The organism is Achromobacter sp. UMC46, assembly GCF_014170335.1.
GTDB lineage: Bacteria > Pseudomonadota > Gammaproteobacteria > Burkholderiales > Burkholderiaceae_B > Achromobacter.
On record NZ_LZZS01000003.1, the window covers coordinates 204,034 to 216,412 of the forward strand.

Annotated in this window: 13 protein-coding genes; 1 reads left to right on the forward strand and 12 read right to left on the reverse strand. The window is 66.2% G+C overall.

What is annotated here, in order from left to right:
* Window positions 1–32 precede the first annotated feature (32 nt).
* The 6 genes from A9973_RS01365 to fliF form a co-directional block, all read right to left on the reverse strand.
* Entirely contained in the window at window positions 33–1,400 is a 1,368-nt protein-coding gene (locus A9973_RS01365) for a flagellar hook-length control protein FliK (protein ID WP_183011980.1), read from the reverse strand.
* A 24-nt stretch (window positions 1,401–1,424) separates the two neighbouring features.
* Window positions 1,425–1,874 (reverse strand): flagellar export protein FliJ, encoded by a 450-nt coding sequence (gene fliJ / locus A9973_RS01370; protein ID WP_183011981.1) that lies wholly within the window; start codon window positions 1,872–1,874, stop codon window positions 1,425–1,427.
* Window positions 1,867–3,300, reverse strand: a complete 1,434-nt coding sequence (gene fliI / locus A9973_RS01375) for a flagellar protein export ATPase FliI (RefSeq protein WP_183012277.1) — start codon at window positions 3,298–3,300, stop codon at window positions 1,867–1,869. The genes fliJ and fliI overlap by 8 nt, the downstream gene beginning before the upstream one ends.
* 92 nt (window positions 3,301–3,392) lie before the next feature.
* The gene (gene fliH, locus A9973_RS01380; protein WP_183011982.1) at window positions 3,393–4,136 is read right to left on the reverse strand and encodes a flagellar assembly protein FliH; all 744 of its coding nucleotides are present in this window, start codon (window positions 4,134–4,136) and stop codon (window positions 3,393–3,395) included.
* Window positions 4,129–5,139 carry a flagellar motor switch protein FliG gene (gene fliG / locus A9973_RS01385; protein ID WP_088588349.1) on the reverse strand — a complete coding sequence of 337 codons (1,011 nt, stop codon included), beginning with the start codon at window positions 5,137–5,139 and terminating at the stop codon, window positions 4,129–4,131. Before fliG ends, fliH begins: the two co-directional genes overlap by 8 nt.
* On the reverse strand, window positions 5,129–6,796 hold the full coding sequence (gene fliF, locus A9973_RS01390; protein WP_183011983.1) for a flagellar basal-body MS-ring/collar protein FliF: 1,668 nt from the start codon (window positions 6,794–6,796) through the stop codon (window positions 5,129–5,131). The genes fliG and fliF overlap by 11 nt, the downstream gene beginning before the upstream one ends.
* Window positions 6,797–7,127: 331 nt before the next feature.
* On the opposite strand from fliF, the gene fliE reads away from it, so the two are divergent.
* Entirely contained in the window at window positions 7,128–7,460 is a 333-nt protein-coding gene (gene fliE, locus A9973_RS01395; protein WP_105560508.1) for a flagellar hook-basal body complex protein FliE, read from the forward strand.
* Window positions 7,461–7,546: 86 nt separating this feature from the next.
* Here the strand turns inward: fliE and A9973_RS01400 are convergent, their stop codons facing one another.
* The 6 genes from A9973_RS01400 to fliD are packed head-to-tail and all read right to left on the reverse strand — an operon-like array spanning window position 7,547 to window position 12,266.
* The gene (locus A9973_RS01400) at window positions 7,547–8,347 is read right to left on the reverse strand and encodes a flagellar brake protein (protein WP_183012278.1); all 801 of its coding nucleotides are present in this window, start codon (window positions 8,345–8,347) and stop codon (window positions 7,547–7,549) included.
* A gap of 27 nt (window positions 8,348–8,374) precedes the next feature.
* Entirely contained in the window at window positions 8,375–8,692 is a 318-nt protein-coding gene (locus A9973_RS01405; RefSeq protein ID WP_183011984.1) for an EscU/YscU/HrcU family type III secretion system export apparatus switch protein, read from the reverse strand.
* Window positions 8,692–10,032 (reverse strand): flagellar hook-length control protein FliK, encoded by a 1,341-nt coding sequence (locus tag A9973_RS01410; RefSeq protein ID WP_183011985.1) that lies wholly within the window; start codon window positions 10,030–10,032, stop codon window positions 8,692–8,694. Before A9973_RS01410 ends, A9973_RS01405 begins: the two co-directional genes overlap by 1 nt.
* Complete coding sequence (locus tag A9973_RS01415; RefSeq protein WP_183011986.1) at window positions 10,029–10,382, reverse strand: flagellar protein FliT; 354 nt, start codon at window positions 10,380–10,382, stop codon at window positions 10,029–10,031. The genes A9973_RS01410 and A9973_RS01415 overlap by 4 nt, the downstream gene beginning before the upstream one ends.
* A 47-nt stretch (window positions 10,383–10,429) precedes the next feature.
* Window positions 10,430–10,858 carry a flagellar export chaperone FliS gene (fliS, locus tag A9973_RS01420; RefSeq protein WP_183011987.1) on the reverse strand — a complete coding sequence of 143 codons (429 nt, stop codon included), beginning with the start codon at window positions 10,856–10,858 and terminating at the stop codon, window positions 10,430–10,432.
* 19 nt (window positions 10,859–10,877) lie between these two features.
* A complete protein-coding gene (gene fliD / locus A9973_RS01425) occupies window positions 10,878–12,266 on the reverse strand; it encodes a flagellar filament capping protein FliD (RefSeq protein WP_183011988.1) in 1,389 nt (462 codons plus the stop codon).
* Window positions 12,267–12,379: the final 113 nt, after the last annotated feature.

Here is a 12,379-nt window from a genome sequence, read left to right on the forward strand (position 1 = left end):
GCATCCATCGCTGGCTGCGGGCCGCCTGTTTGCTACGCGAAGGTATCGACCAAGGCGTTGGCATTGCGCGGAGTGGGCACGACGGGTGCGGTGTTGCCGGCCGCCGCATCGGCGACCGCCGATCCGCCGCCCGGCTGGCGCTGCGAGCCGTTGCCACCGTGCTGTTGCGCGAACTCCTGTTGCGCGGCCTGTTCGCCGACGCTGGTCTGGCCAAGCGAAATGCCGGCTTGCGCCAACGCTTGCTGCAACTGCGGAATGGCGGTTTCGATCGCCTGGCGCACGGATGCGTGGGCTGACACGAACGAGGCGGTGGCCACACCATCCGCCAGATTCAGGCTGACGCGCAGCGGGCCCAGATCCGGGGGATCCAGCCGCAGTTCGGCAGTCTGCATGCCCTGGCGGGCGTTGGTGCTCATCATCACGACTTGCTGGCCGAGCTCGGTGCCCCAATGGGTACCGCCCACGGGGGTGGCGACCTGCATCACGACAGGCACGGCTGGCGCGGCGACGGCGGCTTGGTTCAATACAGGCGCTGCCTGGCGCTGCGTGGCCGCGGCAAGGGCCTGCGCCAGGTGGTCCTGAGCCGAAGGGGCGCCGTGCTGCGGCGCCTGGAACTGTTGCGCGGTGCTGGTCAGCGCGGCCGTCAGCTCTTCTTCGGTATGGGCCGCTTGCGTCGTCGTGCGTTCGGCTTCCGGGCGAATATCGCGCGGGACGCGCGGCAGCGGAAGGTCGGCGGCCAGGCGCGGCGGTTCGGCCTTGACAGCCGGCTTCGGGTTGGCGGGCGCAGCTTCCAAAGGAGCCGTCACGGCGCCGCTCGGTTTGACGGCGGCCGTGACGACGGGCAACGCGGCCTGGGCGTCGCGGGCGCTGAGCGCGGCGGCCGCTTCAGCTTGCACGGCCGTTGCGGCGACGGGCGTACGCGGGGTGGCGGCGACGTCGGCGGCATTGAGCGTGGCGGCAAGCACGGCAGCGCCGGAACTCATCGCGGTCGCGGCGGCCTCGGCATTGCCGCGGGCAAGCTGCACCTGCTCGGCGGCCTGGGTGGCAATCTCAAGCGCTTGCTGCGGCAAGACCGGCATTGCCGGTTGTTGCGTGGCGGCGACGGCCAACGCGCCGGCTTCCGCAGCGACGGCCGTATTCACGGCATCGTCGATCGCGCCGGCGGCAGCGGCTTCAGCCTTGTTGGCGGAGTCGCTGGCGGTGGTGCTCTTGTCGGGCGTTTTGGCGCCGTTGTTCGCGGGACGCGAATCGGCGGACGGCTTCGGGCGCTGCTGGGCCAGAACGTCCGAGAAGCTCGGGCCTTTCTTGTTCGCGGATGCGGACTTCTTGGCGCCAAGCGCGTCGGCGATCGAAGTCGGCGCGACGGGGCTGATCGTGGGCAAGGGCAGGGGAGCGGTCATCTGGGGCTTCCTGTGAGGTATCGCTTAATGCAGGCCTGCCTGGCGTTGGACCAGGCGGGCGGAGTATTCATCGTTGGCGCGCTGTTCGCGGCGGGATTCCACGACGGCCTGCGCGCGCATTTCGCGCTGCGCCAGGGCGTCATAGGAATTGAGCTTGCGTTTTTCCTGCTGCCAGTACTGCCGGCCTTTGGCCAGATTGTCATCGGCCTGGCGCAGCACCGTCTGCTGTTGGCTGATCGCGTCGTCCAGGGTGCCGATGAAGCGCTGGTAGTTGTGGCAGTCGCTGGCCGACATTCCGGTCGTCATCGCCTGCTGCAGGCGTTCCAGGTAGTCCTGGCGGTAGTCGTTCAACATGCCCAGCTGGCGTTCGGCGTTGGTGCGCTCGGCGCTCAGGCGCCCCAGCAGGCGCGCGGCTTCATCCGTGCTTTCCTTGGCCAGGTTGATCAGCATGTCCAAGGGCAATTGGCTAGGCATAGGTATCCCTTAACTCGAAACTGGCACGCAACTGGTTGACGGCGTCGTCATAGCCGACGTTTTCGCCGATGTCCTGCTGCAAGAACGCTTCCAGACGGGGGTAGCGGGCAATGGCTTCGTCCAGTTGCGGATCGTTGCCGGCGGCGTAGGCGCCGACGGCGATCAGGTCGCGGTTGCGCTGGTAGCGCGACAGGTTCTGCTTGAAGCGGCGCACGACGGCGAATTGCTGCGGCGTGATCAGCGAAGTCATCGCGCGGGAGATCGACGCTTCGATGTCGATGGCGGGGTAGTGCCCGGCTTCGGCGAGATGGCGGGACAGCACGACGTGGCCGTCCAGGATCGCGCGCGCCGAATCGGCGATCGGATCCTGCTGGTCGTCGCCTTCGGCCAGCACGGTATAGAACGCGGTGATGGAGCCGGCCTTGCCCGAGGGGCCAGGCGCGCCCATCCCGGCGCGTTCGACCAGCATGGGAAGCTTGGCGAACACCGACGGCGGATAGCCTTTGGTGGCCGGCGGTTCGCCGATGGCCAGCGCGATTTCCCGTTGCGCCATCGCGTAGCGGGTCAGCGAATCCATGATCAGCAGCACGTCCAGGCCCTGGTCGCGGAAGTGCTCGGCCAAGCGCGTGGCATAGGCGGCGCCCTGCAGGCGCAGCAGGGCCGACACGTCGGCAGGAGCGGCCACCACGACCGAGCGCGCCAGGCCTTCGGGGCCCAGGTTGTGCTCGATGAATTCCTTGACTTCCCGGCCCCGTTCGCCGATCAGGCCCACGACGATCACGTCGGCCTTGGTGTAGCGAGCCATCATGCCCAACAACACCGACTTCCCCACGCCGGAGCCTGCGAACAGGCCCATGCGTTGGCCTCGGCCTACGGTCAGCAGCCCGTTGATGGCGCGCACGCCCGTGTCCAGCACGGTGTCGATCGGCGCGCGCGACAAGGGGTTGATGGGCAGGGCGGACAACGGCGCGAGTTCGGCGCCCGTCAAGGGCCCAAGCCCGTCCAGCGGGCGGCCGGCGCCGTCCAGCACGCGGCCCAGCAGGGCGTTGCCGACGGGCAGGTGGCGGCCCAGCTGGGGTTTGGCGTTGCCGTTCAGTTCGGCTTTTCGCGGCAGCGGGATCTGCCGTTGCACGGGCGGTTCGCCGGGCACCACGCGCGCGCCGGGCGGCAGGCCGGAAATGTCGGCCTGCGGCATCAGGTACAGCGTGTGGCCGTCGAAGCCCACGACTTCGGCATCGGCCCAATGGTCATGGCCGCGCGCGATCTCGATGCGCGCGGCGGCGCCGACCGGCAGACGCAGGCCGGTCGCGTGCAGCACCAGGCCGGTCGCGCGGGTGATCTTGCCGCTGACCAGCCACGGATCGGTCGAGGCGGCGCGGATCGAGCCGATCTCCAGCTGGGTCTTCCAGCGGTCGATGACCGGGATGGCGGGCGCCGGCGCGGCAGGCGTCAACGGGCCGGCGGCGGGCGCGGCCGTCTGGCCGGATTGCGCCGTTTGCGCCGAAGCCGGATGGCCGTTCACGCCGGCTCCTCCCACGAGACGTTGCGGCCTAGCGAGGCCGCGACCCGGCGCCAACGCGTCTGCAGTGTGGCGTCGATGTCGCCATAGGGCGTTTCGGCGCGGCAGCCGCCGCGCGCGATCGATTCATCGGCCAGCACGCGCCAATGGCCTTCTTTCAGTTCGTCCGCCAGGTGCAGACGGATCAGCTCGATGTCGTCGGGGTTGGCCCACAACCGCATCTGGCCGCCTGCCGACGGATTGATGTGCAGGACGTCGCGCACGGCGGCCGCCACGGTATCGGGCTGCTCGGCCAGCGTCGTGCGCACGACCTGCTGCGCGATGTCCAGGGCCAGCGTCAACAGGCTCTGGCCCATCTTTTCTTCCAGCGAGCCCAGCGACGTGGCGCAGGCTTCGACCAGCGCGTGCAGGCGCTGTGCTTCCGTGGCGCCTTGCTCGCGCGCCTGGGCCAGGCCCTCGGTGAAACCGGCTTCGCGGCCGGCAGCGAAGCCGGCGTCGTGGCCCGTCTGCTGGCCGGCTTCCATGCCGGCCGCATGGCCGTTCGCATAACCTTCCTCGCGGCCCTCGGCGATGGCTTGGGCGCGCAGCTGCGCCATCACCACGGCGGGGTCCGGACCCGGATCGGGTTCGGGCTCCGGCTCGATTTCGACGGTCGCCGGCTCGTCGAACGACAGCATCTGCCAGCGCCGCCAGGCGGCACTGCGCGAGATGAGCGTCGCCGCGCCGTTGTCCGCTTCAGACATACGCGTCGTCTCCGGAGTTGCCCAGCACGATCTGGCCGCTTTCGGCAAGGCGGCGGGCGATCTGCAGGATCTTCTTCTGTTCGGCTTCGACCTTCGACATGCGGATCGGGCCCTGGGCTTCCAGGTCCTCGCGCAGCATTTCGGCGGCACGGCTGGACATGTTGCGCAGGAACTTGGCACGCAGCTCTTCCTGCGCTCCCTTGAGCGCGACCATGAGCGTGTCGTTGTCGATTTCCTTGAGGATGAGCTGGATGGCGCGGTCCTCGACGTCCAGCAGGTTGTCGAAGACGAACATCTCGTCGATGATCTTCTGCGCCAGGTCGTTGTCGCGTTCGCGCAGGCTGGCCACGACGGTTTCCTCGTCCGAGGAGTTCATCATGTTCAGGATCTCGGCCGCCGTGCGCACGCCGCCCATCTTGCTGCGCTTGGCGCCTTGTCCTGCCAGCACGGAGTTCAGCACCTCGGTCAGTTCGGACAATGCCGCCGGCTGTACGCCGCCGAAGGTGGCGATGCGCAGCATGACGTCGTTGCGCAGGCGGTCGGTCAGCAGCGCCAGCACGCCCGCGGCGCGGTCGCGCTCCAGGTGGACGAGGATTGTCGCGATGATCTGCGGGTGCTCGTCGCCGATCAGCTCGGCCACGGTGTTGGGATCCAGCCAGTTCAGCGCATCGATGCCGCTGCCGCCGTCGCCGGCTTCCAGGATGTCTTCGATCAGGCCGGCGGCGCGGTCGCTGCCCAGCGCCTTGGTCAGCACGCTGCGGATGTAATCGTCGGAGCCCAGCGTGACGGCCATGAACTGGTCGGCTTCCTGGCGGAATTCTTCCAGGACGACGGCCACGTCATTGCGGGTGACCTGCTTCAAGCTGGCCATCGCCGCGCCGACCTGCTGCACTTCACGGGCGCTGAGGTACTTGAAGACCTCGGCCGCCGCGTCCTCGCCCAGCGACATCATCAGGACGGCGCTGCGCGTCATGCCGTCCATCGGGGTGGAATCATTTTTCATCTTTGCTCATCCAGGTGCGCAGAACCATCGCGACGGCACGCGGATCCTTATTGGCCATCGTGCGGGCGCGTTCCAGGTTGTCTTCGTAGCGGTTGACTTCCTTCGTGCGGGCCACGTCCTGGGCCTCGCGGGCGGCTTCGATGCGCTCGGCCTCGGCCATTTCCGGATCAACCGGCGGATACAAGTACTCGGTGACCGAACGGCGGACCTTGCGGTACAGCCACAAAGCAACCACCAGACCCACCAGCCATGCCAGGATGGTCTTGAACAGGGCGATCATTTCCGGGTCACGCCACATCGGCAGCGGCGGCGGGCCATCATTGAACTGGCTGTTCACCAGATTCAGGGAATCGCCGCGCGTTTCGGAATAGCCCATGGCTTCGCGGACCAGATTGGTCAGCTTGTTCAGCTCCTCGGGCGGCAGGGCCTGCGGCTCGCCGTCCTTGTCGCGGATGTAGTTCACCACCACAGCCACCGACAGGCGCTTCAGGTTGCCCACCGGCTGCTTGATGTGGCTGATGGTGCGGTCCACTTCATAGTTGGTGGTGGCGTCGCGGCGCTCGTTCAGATTGGTCGCGGCGGCCTGCGTGCCGGTCTGCTGTGGCTGCTGGGCGTTGGCCGGTTGCTGCGGCTGGCCCGGGCGCGGAGGTTGCGGCGCGGGCGGATTGGCGATGGGCGCTTGCGCGTTGGCTGGCGCCTGGTTCGACAGCGCGCCAGGCACGCCCTGGGCGGGGTTCACGCCGCGCTGGGTGGAGTCGCTGGTTTGCTGGCTGCGGATGGCGGATTGGCCCGGTTCCTGGTTCGGGCGATAGACTTCGGACGTCTCTTCGCGGCGGGCGAAGTCGACGTCGGCGCTGGCCTGGGCGTGGACGTTGCCGGGGCCGACCAGCGGATTCAGGATGGTCAGGATGCGTTCGACGGTGCGCTGTTCCGTTTCGCGCACAAAGCGCATCTGGTCGGCGTCCATGCCACGGCCTTCGCCCAGCGGCGCGGACAACAGGCGGCCGTTCTGGTCGACGATGGATACGCTTTCAGCGGTCAGCTCGGGCACGCTGGAGGCCACCAGCCACGAAATCGCGGACACCTGGGAGTCGCTCAGGCTGCGGCCCGGGTAGACGTTCAGCAGCACCGACGCGGTGGGCGCCTGGCGTTCGCGCACGAACAGCGACTGGCGCGGCATGGCCAGATGCACGCGGGCGTGCTGCACCGTGTGCATGGCTTCGATCGAACGGGCCAGCTCGCCTTCCAGACCGCGCTGGTAGTTGATCTGCTCGGCGAACTGGCTGGCGCCGAAGCGGGCGTTGTCCATCAGTTCGAAGCCCACGGAACCGCCGCGCGGCAGGCCCTGGGATGCCAGCTGCAACCGGGCGTCATACACGCGGTCGGCCGGAACCAGCAGGGCGGTGCCGGTCTCGTTGTAGCGGTAGGGCACGTTCATCGTGCCCAGGGCCGTTACGATGGCGCCGCCGTCGCGGTCGTCCAGGTTCGAGAACAGGACCTTGTATTTGGGTTCGCTGCCCCACATCACGGCGGCGACGATCAGCGCAACGACGGCAGCCGCCGCGCCAAGCAGGATAGGCTTGGGCAGCGCGCGTATCTTTTCCAGGGCGGGGAACTTCGCCAGCAGCGACGAGCTCAGAGTGGCCTGCTGATTCATCGATGGCTCCCGCTGGCTACGCGGAGCAGGGAAAAGGACTTCATGGCTGGGTAGGGCAGATTACACATGCAACGTGCTTCTGGTCTGGGGAGAGCCTGGATTATTGCTGTTGGTACGACAATCCCAATCGATGAAAACAGCCGGTTTTTGGCGTTACTTATCCTCTATGTCGACGGCAAGGCGGCAGCTGCGGCCACGGCGTCGGGTCCGGGTCGGGGCATTCGGGGAAATGTCGGGGTTTTTGGTGGTTTTTATCGGCTATGGCCACGCGCGATCGGCGTTACGCTCTGTGCAACATTGGCGTCATGCCCCACCAGCAAGGAATCAGGTAATGGCTGTATCAGGCTTGTCCGGCATCGAAAGCATGCTCCAGCAGATGCGCACCGTCGTGAGCAAGGCGGAAACCGGCAATCTTGCCGCAGGCGAAATGGTCGGCCAGCCCGACGGGTTCGCAGCCGAACTGCAGCGCTCGATCCGCCGCGTAACCGCGGCCCAGAACGCGTCGTCGGCCCAGGCGAAGGCCTTTGAAATGGGCGCGCCCGACATTTCGCTCAATGATGTGATCATCGACATGCAGAAAGCCAGCCTCGGCTTTCAAACCGCCGTGCAGGTGCGCAACAAGCTGGTTGCCGCCTACAAGGAAATCTCGTCGATGGCCGTCTAAGGCCATGTAGGGAAGCGGGGCCTCTCCAAAAGGGAAGGACCCCTACGCTGCGCATGCTTCGCATGCTTGCTGCCCGCTCGGGCAGATCAGTCGCGCTGCGCGCCTTTCTCAAGGCGCCACACCACTTTCTGCAGCCAGTTCTCCTGGCGCGCATCCAGATTCAGGAAGACGGCGCCCACGTGGCTCATCGGCGGTTCGCCGGTCAGGGACACGTGCCGGGGGGCTTCCCCTTCGGGCGTGCCGGGCTGCATCATCGGCTGACCCGAAATCGGGTAGACGTTGCGCACTTCCAGATTCGCGCTGAACGTGCCCAGCTCGCCGAAGTCCAGTTGCACGTCTTCCATCACCGTGCCGCGTTCGGGCAGCACCGGCACCGCCATTTCCACCCGCAGGCCTACGCCATCGACCGACAGGTCGCGCACGGTGAAGCTGTAGGGCTTCACTTTGGGTTCCGGCTGCCAGCTTGCCTGGCACAGGTTGGCGCTGCCGGCCAGCGAGGCGCGGAACATCTTGCGTCGCTGGATGCGGGCCAGGCGGTCGGGGAAGGGCGACATCAACGCCGCGCTGCCGTCGTCGAAGTGGATCACGTCGGGACGCTGGACGCGGAATCGGATCTGCACGCCGCCGTAGGCGGTGGCATGGAAATGGAACGTGGTGCCGCTCAAGAGGCCCATGCTGTCGGATTGTTCGAAGTCGGCGCCCGCGTAGTCGCGGGGCCGCCAGAAAAACTGGCGGGTCTGCTTGTCGGCCCCCAGGATAAGCACGGCCATCTCGCGGTCGGCCGCATCGCGCACGAGGATGTGGCTGTCCGGGTGCGTCAGTTCAAACAGGGCTGAGCGCATGTCTTCCGGCCGGGTCAGCAGGAATTCCGGGTCGCTGGCATCCAACACGATGGTGGTCCTTAGAGAGTGAGATCAGGCGGGTGGCGCGGGGTCGGGTAGCTCGCGCGATTCCAGGCGATAAAGCCAGGCCAGCAATTCTGCCACTGCTACGTACAGTTGGGGAGGAATATGTGCGTCCAGGTCCACTTGCATGAGCAAACCCACCAGTTCGCGGGACTCGTGCACGTACAAACCGTTCTCTTCGGCGGCGCGCACGATGGTGTCGGCCAACTGGCCGTAGCCTTTGGCGACGACGCGCGGGGCGCCGTCCTTGTCGTCATAGGAAATGGCGACGGCTGCGTTGCGGTTGGCGTTGGGGCCGTTGTCGTCGGCGTGGGGGGCGATGCTCATCAGAAGTCGTTCGGAATGACAGGGCGTGGATCCGTCACGCTGACCGCCAGATTGCTCAGGGTCAGGCCCGCGGCCAGCAGTCGTGACCGCAACTGGTCGGACGAATCATTGATCTCGGCAGCAGCCAGCGGCGCAACCAGTTGCAGGACGATCTGGTCGCCGGCAAGGTTCAGCCGGGCGTCCACCAGGCCAAGGCGGGGCAGATCCAGTTTCAGGCGCGTGGCCCAGGTGGGCGTCGCCGAATCGGGGTCGCCGCCGTAGGGATCGCGTTCCACTTCCCATTCCATCGGCGTGCCTGGCCAGGCTTCGCCTTGCCAGGCGAGCGACTGGTTGGCCAGCACATCCAGCTGCTGGCGCACCAGCACGGTCAGGTCCTGGTGGATGCCGGCGATCGGCGTGCCCGGCGCGGGCGTGGCCGACGGCCCACTGCCCGATGGCGCATCCGCGCCGCCGCCCGCGCGTCCGGCCGGGGACGTCTCCGGACGGCCGCGCGCCGGCGCGGTGTTCTGCGGGATATCGTCTTTGCTCAGCTTGGCCTGGGGTTCATTCTGCAGCGACGACGGGCTGGTCCGGCCGAACACCATGTTGGTCAGGTGCGATTCATAGAACAGGCCGCTGGTCTGCAGCGCTTGGCGCAACGCCTGTCCCAGCAGGCGGGCGGACGGTCCGTTGGTCGCCGTCGAGGCGTGCGCCAGAGCGTCGGCGCCGCGCGCGGCGTTGGCGTCGGCCTGCCCGGCGGGGCGGGCAAGCTTGGTCGTGGCGGCGGCATTCGCGGCGGCGGCAAGTCCGGCGGGCGTAGCGGGCAGGGCTGGCGCTGGCGTTGCCGCCGGCGGGAGTTGGCCAGCGCCCGGCGCGGTCTGGCCGGGGGCAGCTTGGCCTGCGGCAGCCTGGCCTGTTGCAGCCTGGCCGGCAGCTTGCCCAGCCGTGCCGTTGGCGCTCCACAGCGGGGCTCGCCCCTGCACGGCAGGCGCCGCTTCAGGGTACTGGGCCAACAGGGCCAGGATCGTCCGGGCGGTCGTGCCCAGCGTGGTCGGGGCGGAGGCCGTGGTGTCGTTGCTGGTGACGAGGCCGCGGGCGGCCAGCGCCAGGGCAGCGGCCGTTTTGGCATCGACGACAGTATTCTGGCGGTCGCCTCGGGCGCCGCCAGTCTGTATGCCTTGCCGGGGATCGCGGGTAGAACCGTCCGAGGAACCGGGCTTCTCCAGGCCCCCGGGCTGGCTGACAGCATCAGGCCGCGCACCGGAGACCTGGTTGGCGTTGGCGGCGGACATCGTCGTGCCAAGCACGGCGTCCAACCGCTGCACCAGGACGTTGCCGAGTGCGGCGGGGCCTACGCTCATTCTTCAGACGCCTGATAGCCGTAGGCCGAGAGCAGGGTCTGTTGCCGTTTCATGCGTCCCAGCAACTCGCCCAGGCGAGCCAATTGAGGAAGGGCCAGATCTCGGGTCAAGGCATCGTTTTCCAGGATGCGCACGAGCAGGTCGTACTTCATCGCGCGGGCGGCTTCATCCAGCGGAACCTTTTGTTCGGACTGGCGCAAACGTTCGACGCGTTCGCAATACTGTTGGCCATGGACCATCGCCATGTCCCAGTCGCCCGCCTTGGCGGCGGTCAGCATTTCATCCGTAATGGACGCGATTTCCTGGTAGTTTTCCAGGATGGGGGGAGGGGACTGGGTAAGGGACGTCATGGAAATCTCGGGCGTTCGCAGGCTGACTGCAGGCATGTTCTGGGCCATTACGGCTCCAAGCCGCCAGCCGGCCGGTCGATGGAAGTCTGCCAGGCGTCGGCCAAGTCGGCCAGCAGCCGGTCGGCAATATCGAGCTGCTCGACATCTGCCTTCAGGTTCGCAGTCAGCAGCGTGCGGATGATGTAGTCGTATAGAAGGGCAAGATTGGCGGCGATATCGCCGCCTGCTTCCATATTCAGACCGGTCTTCAGACCTTCATCGACAATCTTGATCGCTTTCGAGATGGCCGCGCCGCGTTCGGCGATCCGGCCTTCGTTCAAATGAATCCGGGCCTGCCCGATCGCTGCCCGGGCACCCAGGTAGAGCAATGTGATCAGCCGCTCCGGACTGGCGCCCAGGACTTGCGTTTCCAAGCCGATATCGGCATAGGAACGAACGGAATGAGACCCTGAGGGCCGTCGGGCGGCATACGTCATTTAATGCATCTTCTATAGGTTACTTGGCGGACTTGTTCAGTGCCTCGAACTGCTGGGTCAGATAATTTCCCGTGCTTTGCATCTTCATGTAGAACGAGTCGAGCGCCACGAACTGCGTGCGCATCCGTTCGATTTCCGCGTCGCTTGAAGCCTTTGCGCGCGCCTGCTGCGCGTCTAGCGCGCTGATCGTCTTGGCCAGGCCGTCCTGGCGCGTCTTCAACGAGCCTGTCGAGCCCAGCACGTCCTTCAGCGCCGCGTCGATATTCTTGGCCAAGCCGTTTTCGCCGGTCAGCAGCTTGGTGACATCGGCGGGATTATCGGTCAACGCCTTGGTCAGCTTGGTCGTGTCCAACTTCAATTCGCGGGCGGTGGCATCGGTCGTGATGCCCAGATCCGCCAGCGAGCGGAGCGTGCCGTTGCCCAATACGTTCTGCAATGCGCCAGCCAGTGCGGATTGGATCGAGCGGGTGGTGCCGTCGCCCGTCAGCGGCTGGTTGGTCGCTGCTTTTGCGTCGAACGACGTCAGGTTCTTGATCGTGGTTTGCAGCGTCTTGTACTTGGTGACGAAGTCCTGGATCGCCTTGGTGGCCACCGAAGCGTCGGCTTCCAGCTTCAGCGTGATGGGCTTGTCGGTTTCCGTCTTTTCGGTCAAGTTCAGCGTAATGCCGTCGATGGCGGTCGAAATATTGTTCGAACCGCTTTTGACTGAAATGCCGTTGATGATGACTTCAGCGTCTTGCGCCTTGGTGGCCGCCATGCCGGTCGTGTTGCCGCTGGCGTCCGTGCTGAAGCTCAGGATGTTCTGAAGCGACGCGTCGCCGTTCACGGTGATGGACTTTACCGACGCCTTTTCACCGGTGTCCCGCGCGGTGAGCATCAAATAGTTGTTGCCGTTGCCGTCGTTGATGACGGTGGCGCGCAAGCCGGTCTTGTCGTCGGCGTTGATCGCTTTGACGATGCCGTTCAGCGAGGTGTCGTTTTTCAGGTCGACCGTGCGCTTGGTGCCGTCCGCCAGTTCGATCTCGAACGTGCCCGTCGTGCCGTTCTGTGCGGTTCGATCAGCGACGGCTGACGATTGCAGGCTTTGGGCCCGCGCCAGGTTTTTCACTTCGATCGTATATTGGCCCGCGACGGCGCCCTCGGCTGCCACGGTGGCCGTCAAGGCTGAACCGCCCGTGACGCTACCCTTGATGGCGCCCATCGTTTCCGCCTTGCCCAATACGGCGGCCGACGACTGCAGCGCTTCCAGCGCGCTTTGCAGCTGCGAGTAAGCGTCAATGCGGGTCTGATAACTTTGCGCGCGCGTGGTGTAGACGGAGAGCTTTTTCGTCTCGGCGTCTTGCAGGTCAGACAGGATTTTTTCCAGCGGCAAGCCGGAAACTGAGCCGAGGTTAGTGATGGAAGCCATGTGAAATTCCTTTCTTGCGAAGCGATTCTGTCAAAAATACGGTGCCGGCGATTGGCCGGGTAAGGGCATAAGGCGGGCCTAATTCGGTGCTTCTCTCACTGATTGGCGCCAAA

Bases quoted from the DNA above. Each gene is read 5' to 3' on its own strand.
- fliG (WP_088588349.1), bottom strand. From the start codon at position 5,139: ATGAAAAATGATTCCACCCCGATGGACGGCATGACGCGCAGCGCCGTC.
- fliE (WP_105560508.1), top strand. From the start codon at position 7,128: ATGGCTGTATCAGGCTTGTCCGGCATCGAAAGCATGCTCCAGCAGATG.
- A9973_RS01405 (WP_183011984.1), bottom strand. From the start codon at position 8,692: ATGAGCATCGCCCCCCACGCCGACGACAACGGCCCCAACGCCAACCGC.
- A9973_RS01410 (WP_183011985.1), bottom strand. From the start codon at position 10,032: ATGAGCGTAGGCCCCGCCGCACTCGGCAACGTCCTGGTGCAGCGGTTG.
- fliJ (WP_183011981.1), bottom strand. From the start codon at position 1,874: ATGCCTAGCCAATTGCCCTTGGACATGCTGATCAACCTGGCCAAGGAA.
- fliF (WP_183011983.1), bottom strand. From the start codon at position 6,796: ATGAATCAGCAGGCCACTCTGAGCTCGTCGCTGCTGGCGAAGTTCCCC.
- fliD (WP_183011988.1), bottom strand. From the start codon at position 12,266: ATGGCTTCCATCACTAACCTCGGCTCAGTTTCCGGCTTGCCGCTGGAA.
- A9973_RS01415 (WP_183011986.1), bottom strand. From the start codon at position 10,382: ATGACGTCCCTTACCCAGTCCCCTCCCCCCATCCTGGAAAACTACCAG.
- fliH (WP_183011982.1), bottom strand. From the start codon at position 4,136: ATGTCTGAAGCGGACAACGGCGCGGCGACGCTCATCTCGCGCAGTGCC.
- fliS (WP_183011987.1), bottom strand. From the start codon at position 10,858: ATGACGTATGCCGCCCGACGGCCCTCAGGGTCTCATTCCGTTCGTTCC.
- A9973_RS01365 (WP_183011980.1), bottom strand. From the start codon at position 1,400: ATGACCGCTCCCCTGCCCTTGCCCACGATCAGCCCCGTCGCGCCGACT.